Source organism: Variovorax sp. JS1663, assembly GCF_002157355.1.
GTDB lineage: Bacteria > Pseudomonadota > Gammaproteobacteria > Burkholderiales > Burkholderiaceae_C > Variovorax.
This window is the reverse complement of record NZ_LYMK01000009.1, coordinates 20483-36908: the sequence shown is the minus strand read 5'-3', so window position 1 is coordinate 36908 and position 16426 is coordinate 20483. Positions and strand designations below refer to the sequence as shown.

The window sequence follows — 16426 nt, the reverse complement described above, 5'->3', positions numbered from 1 at the left end:
TGGTGGTGGTGTTCAGCGGACGAAGGCCGGGCGCTTCGGATCGAAGGTCCAGCCGGGGACCAGATACTGCATCGCGACCGCGTCGTCGCGCGCACCCAGGCCATGCTGCTGGTACAGCTGGTGCGCCTTCTCGACCTCGGCCATGTCCAGCTCGACGCCCAGGCCCGGCTTCTTCGGCACCTGCACCAGGCCGCCCTCGATCTTCAGCGGGTCCTTGGTCAGGCGCTGGCCGTCCTGCCAGATCCAGTGCGTGTCGATCGCGGTCACGCGGCCCGGCGCGGCGGCGCCCACGTGGGTGAACATGGCCAGCGAGACGTCGAAGTGGTTGTTGGAGTGCGAGCCCCAGGTCAGGCCCCAGTCGCGGCAGGTCTGGGCCACGCGCACGGAGCCGGCCATGGTCCAGAAATGCGGATCGGCCAGCGGGATGTCGACCGACTGCAGCGACAGCGCGTGCGTCAACTGGCGCCAGTCGGTGGCGACCATGTTGGTTGCGGTCGGCAGGCCGGTGGCGCGGCGGAACTCGGCCATCACTTCGCGGCCGGAGAAGCCGCCTTCGGCGCCGCACGGGTCCTCGGCATAGGCGACCACGCCGCGCATGCGCTGGCCGAGCCGGATCGCGTCCTTCAACAGCCAGCCGCCGTTCGGGTCGAGCGTCACGCGCGCCTCGGGGAAGCGCTCGTGCAGCGCGACCACGGCATCGACCTCTTCATCGCCGCGCAGCACGCCTCCCTTGAGCTTGAAGTCGTTGAAGCCATACCGCTCGCGCGCGGCCTCGGCCAGCCGCACGATGGCCTCGGGCGTCATCGCCTTCTCGTGGCGCAGGCGGAACCAGTCGTTGTCGGCGTCGGCCTCGCGCGCATAGGGCAGGTCGGTCTTGTCGCGGTCGCCCACGTAGAAGAGGTAGCCCAGCATCTCCACCGCCTCGCGCTGCTGGCCTTCGCCGAGCAGGGCCGCGACCGGCACGTCCAGGTGCTGGCCGAGCAGGTCGAGCAGCGCCGATTCGATCGCCGTGACCGCGTGGATGGTGGTGCGCAGGTCGAAGGTCTGCAGGCCGCGGCCGCCGCTGTCGCGGTCGGCAAAGGTTCTCTGCACCTGCGCCAGCACGCGCTGGTGGGCGCCGATGGGCTGGCCCACCACCAGGTCGCGGGCGTCTTCGAGCGTCTGGCGGATCTTCTCGCCGCCCGGCACCTCGCCGACGCCCGTGCGGCCGGCGCTGTCGGTCAGGATCAGCAGGTTGCGGGTGAAGAAGGGCCCGTGGGCGCCGCTCAGGTTGAGCAGCATGCTGTCGCGGCCGGCGACGGGGATGGCGCGCAGCTCGGTGATGACGGGGGTGTCGTGCTTGGACATGGTGGGCCTCAGTCGATGGTGATCTTGCCGGTCTCGATCACTTTCTTCCAGCGGTCGAACTCTTGTTTCTGGAAGGTTGCGAACTGGGCAGGGGTGTTGCCCACGACTTCCAGGCCGATCGCGGTGAACTGCTGCTTCACCGCCGGATCATTGAGCGCCGCCACCATCGCCTCGTTGGCCTTGGTGCGCACTGCCGCCGGCAGCCCCTTGGGCGCGACGATCGCCTGCCACGAATAGACCTCCACGTTCTTCACGCCAGCCTCGGCCATCGTCGGCACCTCGGGCAGCACCGGCGAGCGCTTGTCGCCGGTGACCGCCAGCGCCTTGAGCTTGCCGCCCTTGATGTGCTGGAACACGGCATTGATGTTCTGGAACGAGCCGTCCACCTGGCCGCCCAGCAGGTCGGTGATGGCCGGCGCGCCGCCCTTGTACGGCACGTGCAGGCCGGTGGTGCCGGTCTGCTGCCAGAACAGCTCGGCCGTGAGGTGGTCGCTCGAGCCGTTGCCCGAGGAGGCGAAGGTCATCTTGCCCGGGTTCTTCTTTTCGTGGGCGATGACGTCGGCCACCGTCTTGTGCGGCGAATTGGCGGGCACCACGAGCACGTTGGGCGCCTGCACGGCCACGGTGATCAGGTCGAAGTCCTTGAGCGCGTCGTACTGCATGCCCTTGATCAGGTGCGGTGCGATCACAAGCGGACCGAGCGAGGTGACGAGAAAACTCGTGCCGTCCGGCGCCGCGCGCTTGACCTGGGTGGCGCCGATGGTGCCGGTGGCGCCGGCCTTGTTGTCGACAAGGAAGGGCTGATGCAGCTTGTCGGTGAGCTTCGGCCCGATGGCCCGCGCGACCATGTCGGTGGAGCCGCCGGCGGGGAAGGGAACGACCAGGGTCACCGGCTTCTGGGGCCAGTCCTGCGCCTGGGCCGCGGTGGCGGCGGCGAGGCCGATGGCCAGAGCGCCGAGCAGCTTTTTCATGTGGGATGTCTCCTTGGGTGGGTGAATGATTCGAAGGTAGCGCTACCATCGGTGGATGGAATGATAGCGCTACCAGATCAAAGATCAAGCCTCGGAGATTAGGGTTTGTACGGATCGGAAGTTCAGGCGCTGTCGCGATCGACGATCGAGAAACCGATGTCGATCACCCGCTCGGTGACCGGCCTGCCCTCGGCTCGGTCGACGATGAAGCGCGCGGCCTGCCGGCCGATCGCCGCGCTGTCGATGCGCACGGTGCTCAGCGCCGGCTGCAGGTCGGCCGCGAACTCCAGGTCGCCGAAGCCCACCACCGCGAGTTGCCGCGGCACCGCCAGGCCGCGTGCATGCGCCTCGGTCAGCACGCCGAGAGCGAGCAGGTCGGAGCTGCAGAACACGGCGTCGATCGCCGGGTCGGCCGCGAGCAGTTCGCCCAACGCGCGGCGGCCGCTGCGCAGCGTGGTGGGCGCCGGCACATAGAGGATGCGCACCTCGGGCAGGCCGGCTGCGCGCGCGGCCTCGCGGAAGGCATCGTGGCGCCTCTTCGAGCGCTCGTCATCGCCGGCCACCACCGCCAGCCGCCGACGGCCCTTGGCCTGCAGGAAGGCGGCCACCGCCCGTCCGACCTCGGCATGCGAGAAGCCCACCAGCATGTCCAGCGGGGTGGGCGTGAGGTCCCAGGTCTCGACCACCGGGATGCCGGCGGCCAGCAGCCGCCGCCGTCCATCGGCCGAATGCAGGATGCCGGTGAGCACGATGCCGTCGGGCCGGCGGCCGATGATGGCTTCGAGCAGCGCGTCCTCGCGCGACTCGGCATAGCCGCTCTGCCCCAGCATCAGCTGGTAGCCCGCCTCGGCCAGCGCCTCGGTGAGCGACTGCACGGTCTGCAGGAACACCGGACCGGCGATGGTGGGCACGACCGCCGCCACCAGCCGGCTGCGGGTGGAAGCCAGGCCGCCGGCCAGCACGTTGCGCACGTAGCCCGTGCGGGCCACCGCCTCCGTCACCTTGCGCAGCACCTCGGGCGAGACCTGCGCCGGCGTGTTGAGCGCGCGCGAGGCCGTGATGGGCGCCACGCCGGCCAGGCGGGCCACGTCGTGCAGGGTGACCGCGCCGCTGCCACGGCGGCTGCGGCGTGCAGGAGAGGGCTCGGCGTTCATGGCGCGATTCTAGTCGCGGGGTAGCGCTACCGTCGGAGCCGACCGCGCGAGCTGCGAGCCTCCTTTCGGCTAGTGCTTCTGGTGAATGCTTCCGTATTCACTGCGCAGTAGATTCACCCCTATACACAGGGGAACGGCCATGGCCAAGCGAATCGTGATCGAGCGTTGCGGGTGGGTTGAAACGGACAGGCAGCCGCCCGGCGCAGCCTGAGCAGCCATGGATGCGAACGCCGCCTTTGCCCTGCCCACCGTCCCCGGCCCGCCGACTCAGGGCGGCGACTGGATCCAGGCCGCGGACTGGGCCGAATTCGAGCGCGAGACCGCGCGTGCCCTGCCCGAGGGCGTGCGCCTGCAGGACTACGAGATCGCCGGCCCGATCGGCGAGGGCGGCTTCGGCATCGTCTACCTGGCCTGGGACCCGGTGCAGGAGCGGCACGTCGCGATCAAGGAATACCTGCCGGCCGTGCTGGCCTCGCGCGACCAGGCCTCGACCGGGGTGGTCGTCCGGTCGCCGCGGCACGACGACAGCTTTCGCATCGGCCTGCGCAGCTTCCTCAACGAGGCGCGCATCCTGGCGCGCTTCGACCACCCTGCGCTGGTACGGGTGCTGCACTACTGGGAAGGCAACGGCACCGCCTACATGGCGATGCCCTACTACCAGGGCCCGACCCTGGCGCGCGCCCTCGCCGAGCTGGGCCGCCCGCCGGAGGAGGCCGAGTTGCGCGGCTGGCTGCGCCCGCTGCTCGACGCGCTGGGCACGCTGCACGCGGTGCACTGCCTGCACCGTGACATCGCGCCCGACAACATCCTGCTGACCGAGGACGGCCCCGTGCTGCTGGACTTCGGCGCGGCGCGTCGGGTGATCGACGGCGCAGGGCAGTCGCCAACGGTGGTCTTCAAGCCCGGCTTCACGCCGCTGGAGCAGTACGGGGAGCTGGCGTCCATGCGGCAGGGCCCCTGGACCGATCTCTACGCCCTGGCCGCCGTGGTGTACACGGCCATCGCGGGGCAGCCGCCGGTGTCCTCGGTCGAGCGCATGCCGGACGATCCGCTGCGTCCGCTTTCGGTGCTGGCGCGCGGCCGCTACAGCGAGGCATTCCTGGCAGGCATCGACGCCGCGCTGGCAGTGCATCCCAAGGACCGGCCGCAGAGCGCGGCCGAGTTCTGGGAGCGCTTGGGTGGCGCGGACGAGGCCGAAGGGAAGGGCGAGGCGACGCCGGACGCCGCCGAGGCGACCCCGCCGGCCGTGGCGATCCGGCCAGCCGAGGCATCGGTCGCCGTCCAGCCGCAGCCGCAGGCCGCGGGGCGGGGCTTTGTGTCCTCGCCGCCGGCGCCGGTGACGCCGCGGGCCGAATTCCTCGCGGCTCTGGCGCAGCGGCCGCAGCCGGCACCGAGCGGCGCCGGCCGCCTGGGGCTGTGGGGGCTGTGCGGCGCGGTGGTGCTGGCGGCGCTGGGCACCGCTGGCTACTACCGCATCGGCGATCCGGTGCTGACGCAGCCTCCGCTGGCCGTGCAGGCCGGCCTGCCGACGCCGGTGCCGGTCCCTGTCCCGGCTGTCAAGGCCGTCCCGACGGCGCCCGCGCCGGTCGCGAAGGCTGTGCCGGTCACCCCGGTCCCGTCCGTCACGGTCGAGCCGACGATGCCGGTGCCGCTCGCCAGGACCGAGCCGGTCTCACCCCCACCGATCTACCGAGCCGAGCCGGTGACGCCCGCTCCGCTGCCCAGGGTGGCGCCGCCCGTCACCAAGCCCATGGTGGTGTCAGCTCCGGTGGCCAAGGCCGAGCCGGCGCGCCTGGCGCGTCGTGAGCCGCGCGCCGCGGCCGTGGAGGTCGCACCGCCGGAGCCGCGGCGCCTGCAGGCCGAGGCTGCGCCGGCGTCGGCGCCGAGCCGCTGCAGCGAACTCCTCCAACGCGCCTCGCTCGGCTCGCTGGCGCCGGGCGAGGTGGCCCTTCTGAGAAAGGGGTGCGAATGATGAACGCGACCATCCGAAATCTGCGGCAGCACGCGTCGTGCGCTTTCGCCGCCATGCTGCTCGCCCTGGCCGGCTGCGCGACCGTCCCGCCGCCGCCGAGTTCGACCGCCGAGCAGCCTTTCGAGCAGGCCGTCGCCCAGGCCACCGACAGCCTGGTCCAGCAGACCCAGAAGCAGCCGTCCCTGCTGGCCCGCATGAGCGCCAAGCGCGGCGTGGTGCTCGATCCGATGATCGACGCCGGCAGCGCCCAGCAGACCGCGGCCACCCAGCTGCTGCAGGACCGTGTGAGCCAGCGCATGGTCGCGAAGCACGAGTCGATCGAGTTCCTTCCCTTCCAGCGCGACAACCTCGGCCGCGCCCGCTACCTGCTCACCGGGACCATGACGCGGCTGTCGGTCACCGAGGCGCGCAGTCCGCTGCGCATCGACCTCGCGCTGACCGATCTGGCCAGCGGCATCGTGGTGGCCCAGTCCTCCGCGGTGGCGCGCGACGAGGGCCTGGACCACACGCCGCTGCGGTACTACCAGGACACGCCCGTTCCCACCAAGGACCTGGTGATCGAAAGCTACATCCGCACCACCGCCACCCCGGCGGGCCAGCGCGCCGACGCGTACTACCTGGAGCGCATCGCGGTCGCCCCGGTGATCAAGGACGCCACCACGTACTACAACGCTGAGCGCTACCAGGACGCCCTGGCGCAGTACAACGCGGCGGGTGGCACGTCCGCCGGCGACGCGCAGTTGCGCGTGCTCAACGGCATCTACCTGAGCTCGGCCAAGCTGGGCCGCACAGCGGAAGCCGAGCAGGCCTTCGGCAAGATCGTCGCCTACGGCATCGCCCAGCAGCAGCTGGGGGTGAAGTTCCTGTTCAATCCGGGCGGCACCGCGTTCTGGGCCGATGCCAAGGTCAGCGGCCCCTACGCGATGTGGCTGCGGGAGATCGCCAGGGCCAGCGCCGATGCCAAGGTCTGCATGGACATCGTCGGCCACACCAGCCGCACCGGCTCGGTCGCCTTCAACGACACGCTGTCGATGCAACGGGCACGCTACATCCGGCAGCGCCTGGTCGGCGAATCCACCGCATTGGGTGAGCGGACCACGACCAGCGGCAAGGGCTTTCGCGAGAACCTGATCGGCAGCGGGACCGACGACGCGGTGGATGCGCTGGACCGCCGGGTCGAATTCAAGATCGTAGGTTGTGGATGAATCGAGAGCGGACCGGCAAAGCCGGTCCCGCGGTGTTTCCGAACGGGCCGGGCTCCGCCGGCCGCGGCGTGTTGCGTTCAGGCGCTGTGGCGCGTGCGGCGGTTGGAGAGTTTCATCATCAGCTCGTCGGCCACCTCGACTGCGCGGTATTCCATCACCGCGACCGGGTAACTGCCGATCATCACGTTGTCGAAGCTGACGGTGGCGTAGCTGAATTCGCGCCCCAGGACGGCCGCCGCGTCCTGCAGGCACCGGGCCACGGAGGGCAGCCCTTCGCGCGCATGGTGCCGCGTGCCGTTGCCGGTACCCACGTAGGCGTTGAAATGCCTGTCGCCGCGCCGAGTGATTTCCACTGCTGCCTGCATCGCATTCTCCCTTGGTTCATCGAGAGCATTCTGGCGAGCGGGCGCGGTGCATGTAAGTGGCCATTGGTCTAACTCGACTTCAGGCGTAGGGAGGGCCTCCTCCACCTGGAGGAGGCCGGGTCGGCCAGGGGCTCAGCTGCGCTGGCGTGCCTGGTCGCGCAGCAGCTTGATCTGGTCGTGGTTGCGCTGCGTACCCTCCGCCTGGCGCTCGATCACGCTGCGCACCTCGGCCGGCAGCTCCTGCTTCAAGGCTTTGCGGTAGCGCGCCACCGCCGCGTCTTCGCCGCGCTCGCATTCTTCGAGCATCGACTCGTCGCTGTTGGCGCCCACCATGCCCTTCACATGCACCCAGCCGCGATGCATCGCGCCTGCCGCGGTGCCGCCCTCGGCCGGCTTGCCGCCGTGCGCGACGATCAGCTGCGACAGCTCGCTCGCGGCCTGCGCGCAATGGGCCGCGCGGTCGGTGAACAGGCGCTTCAGGTCGGCCGACTTCACTTCTTCCGCGCAGGTGCGGAAGCCGTATTCGCCGTCGCGCGCGTTCTCGATCAGGTCGTTCAGGACATCGACCACGTCGCCGGCGGTCGAGACTTCGGTATTCATTGCCATCTAGATACTCCTTGGTTCAGTGGTCCCCGGTGCGGAGCGCCTGCTGATGTCTTCATCATTGGCCCACCTTCCGGGCGCGGCGTCAGCCTGCCCTGACGCCGCCTGTAGGGCTGCCGCCCGCTTCGGACTACGCCCTTTGCGCTAGACCGTATTGCGAATAGCCCCCGCACCGACCCCCCTCCTAGACTCGCCCCCCAACGAGGTCTGAGAGGCGCGCGTGCCGCGCGCCGGCGGCACGCGGGCGCGGGCCGCGGCAGGCCGCGCGCGGGGGTTGAATGCATAGTCTTTCGGGGTTCGCGAGGGCGCAGGCGGCGCGCAGGTGGATCGCAGGTGCTCTCGGACTCGCAGCGCTGCTCGGCAGCCTGAGTGCGTGGGCACAGGCGCAGCCACCCGATGCCGAAGCCGCCGCCAACAGGCAGGAGCAGGCGCGGCTGGCCGACACCGACACGCTGCTCGCGCTGACCAACGACGGCGCCGTGCTCTACGGGCAGGACAACCCCAAGCTGAGCGGCTACCAGTACTGCAGCCAGGCGGTGGCGCTGGCCGAGCGGGGCGAGTTCCGCCAGAGCGTGCGCGCGGCCAGCAAGGCGCTGCACCTGGCCAACACCACGCGCGACCCCAACCTGCTGGCGATGGCGAACCGCGACCTCGCGATCGTCTACAGCTACTCGGGCCAGCTCGAGAAGGCGCAGGAGTTCGCGCGCGAGGCCCTCAAGTACGAGTCGCAGACGCGCGATCCCCAGTTGGTGATCGGCCCGGCGAACAAAGTGATCGGGGACGTGCAGACGCGGCGTGGCGACCATGCCGGCGCGGTGCTGAGCTACGAGACGGCGCTGGCCAGCAGCTCGCCGCGCTACGCGCCGCTGGTGCAGTCCTCGCTGGTCAACGCCCTGATCGAATCGGGCGACACCGCGCGCGCGCGACAGCTGCTCGGCACGCTGCCGCCGCCGCGCGAAGCGCCGCTGGCGGCCCAGCTCGACCGCACCCGCGCACGGCTGCTGCTGGCCGAGAACAAGCCGGCCGAGGCCCGCGACCTCTACATGCAGCTGACCACGCGCGCCGTCGGCACCGACAGCGGCTACTACCAGCTCTGGGCCTGGGACGGCGTCGCGCGCAGCGAGCTCGCGCTCGGGCAGAAGCAGGCCGCGGCCGACGCGGTGGGCCGGGCGCTGGGCGGCGTCGACGCGGTGCGCGCGAAGTTCCGCAGCGAGGAATTCAAGATGGGCCTGTTCTCCGACCTGCAGGCCGTGTTCGAGCGCGGTGTCGGCCTCTACAGCGAGGTGGGCGACGCGCGGCGCGCCTTCGAGCTCAGCGAGCGCAGCCGCTCGCGCGCCCTGCTCGACGCGGTGCGCGGCCGCGCCCGCATCAGCAGCGAAGCGGCCGCGACGGTGGACCTGGCCACACTGCAGCGCACCCTTGCGCCCGACGAGCGCGTGCTGCAGTTCCATGCCTTGCCGGATCGGCTGCAGGCCTGGGTGGTGAGTCCCGCCGGCATCGAGGCCAAGAGCATCGCGATCAAGCGCGACGACCTCGAGGAGCTCGTCGAGACCTTCCGCAACTCCGTGGTGCGCGGGCGGCGCGCGGCCATCGGCAATGCCGACAAGCTGGGCGCCGCGCTGATCGGCCCGCTGGGCCTGAAGCCGGGCGAGCGCCTGGTCATCGTGCCGCACGGCCCGCTGCACTACCTGCCCTTCCAGGCGCTGCGGGTGGACGGCCGCTACCTGATCGAGACCCACCCCGTTTCCGTCGCGCCCTCCATGAGCATCGCGGTGCAGCTGGCCCAGCGCACGCCGCGCGTGGATGGGGTGCTCACCGCCTTCGGCAATCCGCGCATCGAGGACAAATACGACCTGCCCGGCGCCGAGGCCGAGGTCCGGCAGCTGGCACGGCTGTTCCCGCGCAACACCGTGTACATGGGCGCGGCCGCCACCAAGACGCAGTTCCGCGACGTCGCCGCACGCTCGCCGCTGATGCACGTGGCCGCGCATGCCGAGGCCGACCAGGTCGACCCGCTCTACTCGCGCATCCTGCTGGCCAACGAGGACGGCCGCCAGAACTTCCTGGAGGCGCACGAGATCCTCAATCTGCCCATGCAGGGCACGGCGCTGGTCACGCTGTCCGCCTGCGAATCGGGCCTGGGCCGCGTCGCACAGGGCGACGAGGTGCTGGGCTTCACGCGCTCCTTCCTCTCCGCCGGCTCCGGCAGCCTGATCTCCTCGCTGTGGCCGGTATCGGACGATGCCACCGCCATCCTGATGGGCACGCTCTACGGCGAGCTCGCCAAGGGCCGGGACATCCAGCAGGCCGTGCAGGCCGGGCAGCTTGCCGTGCTCAAGGAACCCCGCATGTCGCACCCCTTCTTCTGGGCCCCCTTCAACCTGATCGGCAACTGGCGGCTGAAGGTGGGGAGCCCGGCATGAGGGTTGCACGCAGAACCTTTCCCCTGCGGCCGGTCGCGTGGGCCGCATCCTCCTTCGTGATGGTGGCGCTGGCGCTCTTCGTCCAGCGGGCGCATGCCGCCGGCGAGGAAGCAGTCACGCTCGCGCCGACGAAGGACCCGTGCGGCAGCTGCGACCGCCAGGTGGCCCAGGCCGCCGTGCCGTCGCCGCAGGCCCTGCCGGCGCCGCCCGCGCCGCAGGCCAGCTTCCGACTCAATGACTTGCGGCTCAACGGCGCCCAGACCCTCGGCAGCGACGAACTGCAGGCCATCACGCGCCCCTACATCGGCCGTGACGTCACGCTGGCCGACCTGGAGGCGCTGGCGCAGGCCATCACCGCCAAGTACCGCGAGCGCGGCTACTTCCTCGCGCAGGCGGTGGTGCCGGTGCAGACAGTGCAGGGCGGCGTGGTCGAGATCAGCGTCATCGAGGGCCGGCTCGGCAAGGTCGAGGTGCTGGTCGCGCCCGACGCGCCGATCAGCGAGGCGCGCGTGCGCGGCTTCCTCGCGCCGCTGCAGGCGGGCGAGGCGGTCAACGGCCAGCGCTACGAGCGCGCGATGCTGGTGCTGTCCGACCAGCCCGGCGTGCGCGTGTCCTCCGGCCTGCAGGAAGGCACCGAGCCCGGCACCACCGACCTGACGGTCGAGGTGTCGGCCGGCCCGCGCTGGGTCTTCTCCGGCGAGGCCGACAACCACGGCACCAAGGAATCGGGGCGCTACCGCCTGGGCGGCACCGCGCGCTGGCTCAGTCCCTTCGGCATCGGCGACAACATGGACCTGCGCGCCATGGTCTCCGACGACGGGCTCTGGTTCGGCCGGGCCGCCTACGAGGCGCCGCTCGGCACGAGCGGGCTGCGGGCCGGCATCGGGCTCGCGCGGGTGCGCTACGAGCTGGGCGGCCAGTTCTCCGACCTGGACGCGCAGGGCCGCGCCGACGTGTTCGACGTCTCGCTGAGCTACCCGGTGATCCGTCAGCGGCAGCAGAATCTGTTCCTGCGGCTCTCGGCCGACGTCAAGAAGCTGCGGGACGAGATGCGGGCCGTGGACTTCACCTCTGACAAGCGGGTGCGCGGCCTGGGCCTGGGCTGGTCGTGGGAGCGGCGCGACGAGCTCTGGGGCGGCGGCTACTGGGCCAGTTCGGGCACGCTGTACCGCGGCAAGCTCGACATCCGCGATCTGCAGACCCTGGCCTTCGATCAGAGCCTCGGCGGCCGCCGCACCGAGGGCGATTTCACAAAACTCACCTTCCTGGCCTCGCGGCTGCAGTCCATCATGCCGCGGCATTCGCTGTTCCTGTCGGTGGGTGGCCAGTGGGCCAACAAGAACCTCGATGCCTCCGAGAAGCTGTCGCTCGGCGGCGCGCGCGCGGTGCGTGCGTATTCCTCCAGCGAGGCGCTGGTGGACCAGGGCTGGATCGGCACGGTCGAGTGGCGCTGGTCCTACAACGAGGAGCTCACGCCCTTCGTGTTCTACGACGCGGCGCGCGGACGCCTCGCGCGCGACGCCGGCCCGCTCGACGGCTCCAACTACCTGAGCCTGCGCGGCTTCGGCGTCGGGCTGTCGTGGTCGCGGCCGGGCAACTTCGCCATCAACGCGAGCCTGGCCTGGCGCGACGGCACCCGGCCGGCGCAGACCGACGGCGGCGGCCGCAACCCGCGCCTGTTCGTGCAGGCGCAGAAGAGTTTCTGAAATGAACACCCGCTCCACCTCCAGGCCCGTGCGTTTCACCTTGCGTCCCGTGGCGCTGGCCCTGGCCTGCATGGGCGCCGCAGTGCCGGCGCTGGCGCAACTGCCCAGCTGGAACAGCTTCGTGGTGCGCGGCGGCAGCGTGGCGGTGGGCAGCGGCCCGAACAACCTGCCGCTGACCGCGGCCGGCGCGCCCTCGGCCGCCGGCACCATCCTGCCGATCACGCAGGGCACGCAGCGCGCCATCATCGACTGGCAGGGCTTCTCCATCGGCCCGGGCAACGCGGTCAACATCGCGCAGCCCAGTGCCAGCAGCGTGCTGCTCAACCGCGTCACCGGCAACGAGCTGTCCACCATCGCCGGCGCGATGAACGCCAACGGCCGGGTGTTCCTCGTCAATCCCAACGGCGTGCTGTTCGCGAACGGGGCCAGCGTCAATGTCGGCGGCCTGGTCGCCTCCAGCCTGAAGATGGCCACCAGCGACGAGGCCTTCATGGGCGGCAGCGAACGGCTGGTGTTCCGGCAGGACGGCGCCACTTCCGGCACGGTGGAGAACCGCGGCAGCATCACCGCCCATGGCAACGGTGCGGGCAACGGTGCGGGCGGCACCATCGCGCTGGTCGGTGCACAGGCCCTGAACAGCGGCAGCATGGTGGCGCAGGGCGGCACGGCCGGGCTGGTGTCGGCCGACACGGTGACGGTCGATTTCGCGGGTGACGGCCTCACCACCTTCAAGGTGTCGCCGGGCCTGTTCGGCAGCGTGGAGAACAGCGGCCTGGTGCAGGCCGACGGCGGCCGCGTGGTGCTGATGACGACCGTCGGCAGCCAGGTCGCGCAGGGCGTGGTCAACACCCGTGGCGTGCTGCGCGCCGACACGCTGGCCGCGCGCGGCGGCGAGATCGTGCTCGACAGCGGCAGCTCCGCGGCGGGCGTCACCATCAACGGCGGTTTGCTTTCGGCGGTCGGCAACGGGGCGGGGCAGTCGGGCGGCAAGATCGACGCCGAAGGCCTCACGGTCCTCCTGCGGCCTGCAGCGGGCGTGCCGGACGGCGGCGGTGTCATCGACGCGAGTGGCGCGGCCGGTGGCGGTCGCGTGCGGCTGCATGCCACGGCCGTCGGCGGCGAGCCGAACACCGGCGCCATCGCCGTCGCCTCCGGCAGCCGCATCAGCGCCGATGCCACCGTGGCCGGCAACGGCGGCGACATCCGCCTGCTCGGCGAGCGCACGCTGCGGGCCTACGGCACGCTCACTGCCAAGGGCGGCCCCCGGGGTGGCAACGGCGGCTTCATGGAGGCCTCGGGCGGCTATGCGGTGCCTGCGGGCGACAACAACGGCGGCATCGACCTCGCGGGCATCCGAACCGATGCATCGGCGCCGTACGGCAAGGCCGGCCAGTGGATGATCGATCCCTTCGACGTCACCATCGTCAACGGCGCGGCCAGCGGCAGCCTCACCGGCAATCCCTTCGCGCCGGTGGCCGACTCCACCATCCAGGACGGCGACATCAACGCCGCGCTCAACAGCGGCACCAGCGTGCGCATCACCACCGGCGACCCGGGCGCCGGGAGTCCGTTCCTCGGCGACATCGTCATGGACGACGTGCAGATCGAGTACACCGCGAACAAGGGGCCGGTGACGCTGCAGCTCGACGCCCATCGCAGCGTGCGCGGCAACGGCCCCTCGGTGATCGCCTCGATCGGCGATCCGCTCAACGTGATCTTCAATTCCGACGTCAATGGGGGAGGCGCTGCGACGGGCGGCGGCCAGGTGAGCTACAGCGGATCCATCTACACCAATGGCGGCGACGTCACGATGAACGGCGCGTGGGCGAATGCGAGCAACTCGATGTGCAGCATCTGCCTGACCGGGGCGGTGATCGACACGCGCACGGGCAACCAGCAGCTTTCCGCCGGCATCCCGGGCTCCTACACCGGTGGCAGCGATGCCGGCATCGGAGGCAGCGTGCTGCTGCGCGGCATCAGCACGCCTGCGAGTTCCCTCGCCTTCGGCCTCGGCGCCGTGTTCATCCAGAACAGCGAGATCAACACCGCGACCGGCAACATCACGATGTTCGGCAGCCACACCAACGGCAGCGGCATCCAGGTCGAAAACTTCGCGATCCCCGGCACCATCAGCACGACCAGTGGCAACGTGTCGATCACCGGCATCGGCAGTTTTACTTCCAACAGCTCCGAACAGCCGGGGCACGGCGTGGTGGTGAACGGCGAGATCATCCGAACCGTCGATGGCAACATCACGGTGACGGGGCGCCGCCTGGCCGGCGGGCAGGCGATCGGCGATGGCGTGCTGCTGCGCAACAATGCGCTGCTGCAGACCACCGGCATCGGCGACATCGTCGTGACCGGGCAGTCCGATGGCAACGGCGCCGGCGTGCGGATCGCACCGCCCGTCTCGACGACTTCGCCACCGGGCGGGCGCATCGACGGCAACCACAACGTCGTGCTGCGCGCCGTCAACGACGGCAGCACCGATGCGCTGGTGATCGGCAGCACGGTGCGCGCCGGCAATGCGCTCAACCTGCGGCCCGGTGGCGTCGACCTCGCGGGCAACGCACTGGACCGCACCGACGTGCAGATCGCGCTCGGCAGCACGGTCAACACCGGCTTCGCGATCTCGACCGCCGAGTTCGGCAACCTCACCACGCCCACCATCGTGGCCGGCAGCAACACGCACGCGGCCAACATCACCGTGGTGGGGCCGCTGACGCTGCCGTCCGAGCTCATCCTGCAGAACGGCGGCGGCGGCAACATCCGTCTCGCCGCGCCCGTTTCGGTGCCGCAGTTGGGGCTGCTGAGCGCGGGCGACATCACGCAGGCCATCGGCACCTCCATCACGGCGAACGCGCTGCTGGCGCGCTCCACCGGCGGCAATGTGCTGCTCAACCAGCCGGGCAACAACGTCGGCGTGGTCGGCGGCGGGGCGGCGGGGCGTTTCGAGTACATCGATGCCAACGCGCTGACGCTGGGCTCGCCCACGGTCGTCGGCTTCGATGCCGCCTCCAACCTACCGCAGTCCATCTCGGGTGGCACGGCCAGCGCGGGCCAGATGCTGGTGCGCACGCTGAGCGGCGACCTGTCGCTGGGCACCGACGCCACGAGCACCGGTGGTGCCGACCTGGTGGCGGCGGCGCGCTTCCAGAACCTCGGCGCATACACCCTCGCCGGTGCGCCCTGGCGCGTGTGGGCCGACACCTGGGGCGGCGAGACGCGCGGCGGGCTGTTCGGCTCGGGGCTCCTGCCCAACCTCTACCACTGCGCCTACCTGGGCCTGTGCACGGTCACGGTGACGCCGGCCGACAACCACTTCATCTATGCACAGCAGCCTGCCGCCACCGTGCTGATCGGCAATGCCTCTCGGCCGGGCGGCGTGCCCAACCCGTTCTTCACCTACAGCATCACCGGCCTGATCCTGGGCGACACCGGCGCCGGCTTCAGCGGCGTGCTGAGCAGCCCGGCCACGGCCTTCAGCCTGCCGGGCCGTTACCCGATCAACGGCAGCTTCAGCTCGGCCGAGGGCTACGCGGTGAACGTGGTGCCGGGCGTGCTCACCGTGGGCGGGCTGGTGGAGCTGATCAAGCCGGACCTGGTGCGCGACAACCCGAGCACCTGGCTCTACGACCGCAACATCGGCCCGGCGCCCATCTGCCTGGCGACCGGTCCGCTGGAAGGCGACCGCGCCGCGCAGGGCGGCGACGTGCTGGCGCGCGAATGGTCGCGCGTGCGCTCGCGGCCCAACCTCACCAACTGCATCGACACCGAGCGGCGCAACGGGTGCGCTGACTTCTAGGCCTGCGGCAGGGCCACCTGCGGGTGGCGAAGACGCAGGCCACGCCCGCCGGCCCGTGTAGACTGGCGGGTTTTTCGATCTGGCAGTTCAGGTGCAAGTGTCACAGCGCATTGGTTTCACCGGCTCGGCGCTCACTCGCTTGCTCGCCCGGATGGCGGAGAACAACGCGGCCGACGCACGCGAAGCCGGTCCCGGCTTTGCCGATCGCCTCGGCGAATGGCTCCGCTGGACCGATGCCATCTCCCTGTCCTCGGCATTGGGCGCCGGCCCGGCCGCCGCCGCGCCACAGGGCGCCCGCGTGCCCACCGCCACCCTGGAAAGCGAATGCGCCGGCCTGCGAAACGCGCTGGCCAATGCCATCGGCGCCGACGGCGCGTTCACCGCGCCCGCCAAGGAGGCGCCGACCGACTTCCCGTCCTACCGCCGGCGCTACCTGGCCCGGCAGCAGACCATGGAGACGGCCATCGGGCCCCAGCGCGAGCGCCTGCGCTCGATCCTGGCGGCCCGTTCGCCCGCGATGGCGCGGCTGGCCGCGGTGGATGCCGTGATGGAAGAGGTGCTGGGCGTGCAGCAGCACAACCTGCTGGCCGGCATCCCGTCCCGGCTCGAGAAGCATTTCGCGCGCCTGCGCCGCGCCGAGCCCGCGCCGGACGAAGAACCCGAGGGAGAGGCCCGGCCCGGCCCGTGGCTGGACCTGTTCCGCAACGACATGCGAGACCTGCTGCTCGCCGAACTGGACTTTCGATTGCAACCGATCGAAGGGCTGCTCGAAGCTCTGAAATGACGCTCTCCCCCAGGCTCTCCCACTTCGTGTGGTCCGCCAACCCCCTCACCGGGCGTGTTTCCCGTTTCATGCGATGCGGGTGGCGCGCAGC

General features: G+C 70.9%; 11 protein-coding genes. 6 read left to right on the top strand and 5 right to left on the bottom strand.

Annotation, left to right across the window (positions count from 1 at the left end; translation table 11 throughout):
* Positions 1 to 12 precede the first annotated feature (12 nt).
* The 3 genes from gudD to A8M77_RS09950 all read right to left on the bottom strand — a co-directional run bounded on the left by gudD (position 13) and on the right by A8M77_RS09950 (position 3472).
* Positions 13 to 1347: a glucarate dehydratase gene (gene gudD / locus A8M77_RS09960; protein WP_086921403.1), complete on the bottom strand. Its 1335-nt coding sequence runs from the start codon at positions 1345 to 1347 to the stop codon at positions 13 to 15.
* An 8-nt stretch (positions 1348 to 1355) separates the two neighbouring features.
* On the bottom strand, positions 1356 to 2318 hold the full coding sequence (locus A8M77_RS09955) for a Bug family tripartite tricarboxylate transporter substrate binding protein (protein ID WP_086921402.1): 963 nt from the start codon (positions 2316 to 2318) through the stop codon (positions 1356 to 1358).
* A 122-nt stretch (positions 2319 to 2440) separates the two neighbouring features.
* On the bottom strand, positions 2441 to 3472 hold the full coding sequence (locus A8M77_RS09950) for a LacI family DNA-binding transcriptional regulator (RefSeq protein WP_086921401.1): 1032 nt from the start codon (positions 3470 to 3472) through the stop codon (positions 2441 to 2443).
* 217 nt (positions 3473 to 3689) lie between these two features.
* On the opposite strand from A8M77_RS09950, the gene A8M77_RS36590 reads away from it, so the two are divergent.
* Together A8M77_RS36590 and A8M77_RS09940 are read left to right on the top strand one after the other, a co-directional pair.
* Positions 3690 to 5444: a serine/threonine protein kinase gene (locus A8M77_RS36590; protein ID WP_202820616.1), complete on the top strand. Its 1755-nt coding sequence runs from the start codon at positions 3690 to 3692 to the stop codon at positions 5442 to 5444.
* On the top strand, positions 5441 to 6649 hold the full coding sequence (locus A8M77_RS09940; protein ID WP_086921400.1) for an OmpA family protein: 1209 nt from the start codon (positions 5441 to 5443) through the stop codon (positions 6647 to 6649). Before A8M77_RS36590 ends, A8M77_RS09940 begins: the two co-directional genes overlap by 4 nt.
* 77 nt (positions 6650 to 6726) lie before the next feature.
* Here A8M77_RS09940 and A8M77_RS09935 read toward each other — a convergent pair whose 3' ends face one another.
* Both A8M77_RS09935 and A8M77_RS09930 read right to left on the bottom strand, forming a co-directional pair.
* On the bottom strand, positions 6727 to 7014 hold the full coding sequence (locus tag A8M77_RS09935) for a hypothetical protein (RefSeq protein WP_086921399.1): 288 nt from the start codon (positions 7012 to 7014) through the stop codon (positions 6727 to 6729).
* A gap of 132 nt (positions 7015 to 7146) precedes the next feature.
* Positions 7147 to 7620 (bottom strand): ferritin-like domain-containing protein, encoded by a 474-nt coding sequence (locus tag A8M77_RS09930; RefSeq protein ID WP_086921398.1) that lies wholly within the window; start codon positions 7618 to 7620, stop codon positions 7147 to 7149.
* Between the two features lie 275 nt (positions 7621 to 7895).
* On the opposite strand from A8M77_RS09930, the gene A8M77_RS09925 reads away from it, so the two are divergent.
* From A8M77_RS09925 to A8M77_RS09910, 4 genes are all read left to right on the top strand, one after another.
* Positions 7896 to 10040, top strand: coding sequence for a CHAT domain-containing protein (locus tag A8M77_RS09925; RefSeq protein ID WP_086921397.1), 2145 nt, complete (start codon positions 7896 to 7898; stop codon positions 10038 to 10040).
* Positions 10037 to 11746 carry a ShlB/FhaC/HecB family hemolysin secretion/activation protein gene (locus tag A8M77_RS09920; protein ID WP_086921396.1) on the top strand — a complete coding sequence of 570 codons (1710 nt, stop codon included), beginning with the start codon at positions 10037 to 10039 and terminating at the stop codon, positions 11744 to 11746. The genes A8M77_RS09925 and A8M77_RS09920 overlap by 4 nt, the downstream gene beginning before the upstream one ends.
* 1 nt (position 11747) lies before the next feature.
* Positions 11748 to 15551, top strand: a complete 3804-nt coding sequence (locus A8M77_RS09915; protein WP_086921395.1) for a two-partner secretion domain-containing protein — start codon at positions 11748 to 11750, stop codon at positions 15549 to 15551.
* A gap of 91 nt (positions 15552 to 15642) precedes the next feature.
* On the top strand, positions 15643 to 16335 hold the full coding sequence (locus A8M77_RS09910) for a DUF3348 domain-containing protein (RefSeq protein WP_086921394.1): 693 nt from the start codon (positions 15643 to 15645) through the stop codon (positions 16333 to 16335).
* The last annotated feature ends 91 nt before the right edge of the window (positions 16336 to 16426 follow it).

Bases quoted from the DNA above. Each gene is read 5' to 3' on its own strand.
- gudD (WP_086921403.1), bottom strand. From the start codon at position 1,347: ATGTCCAAGCACGACACCCCCGTCATCACCGAGCTGCGCGCCATCCCC.
- A8M77_RS09955 (WP_086921402.1), bottom strand. From the start codon at position 2,318: ATGAAAAAGCTGCTCGGCGCTCTGGCCATCGGCCTCGCCGCCGCCACC.
- A8M77_RS09950 (WP_086921401.1), bottom strand. From the start codon at position 3,472: ATGAACGCCGAGCCCTCTCCTGCACGCCGCAGCCGCCGTGGCAGCGGC.
- A8M77_RS36590 (WP_202820616.1), top strand. From the start codon at position 3,690: ATGGATGCGAACGCCGCCTTTGCCCTGCCCACCGTCCCCGGCCCGCCG.
- A8M77_RS09940 (WP_086921400.1), top strand. From the start codon at position 5,441: ATGATGAACGCGACCATCCGAAATCTGCGGCAGCACGCGTCGTGCGCT.
- A8M77_RS09935 (WP_086921399.1), bottom strand. From the start codon at position 7,014: ATGCAGGCAGCAGTGGAAATCACTCGGCGCGGCGACAGGCATTTCAAC.
- A8M77_RS09930 (WP_086921398.1), bottom strand. From the start codon at position 7,620: ATGGCAATGAATACCGAAGTCTCGACCGCCGGCGACGTGGTCGATGTC.
- A8M77_RS09925 (WP_086921397.1), top strand. From the start codon at position 7,896: ATGCATAGTCTTTCGGGGTTCGCGAGGGCGCAGGCGGCGCGCAGGTGG.
- A8M77_RS09920 (WP_086921396.1), top strand. From the start codon at position 10,037: ATGAGGGTTGCACGCAGAACCTTTCCCCTGCGGCCGGTCGCGTGGGCC.
- A8M77_RS09915 (WP_086921395.1), top strand. From the start codon at position 11,748: ATGAACACCCGCTCCACCTCCAGGCCCGTGCGTTTCACCTTGCGTCCC.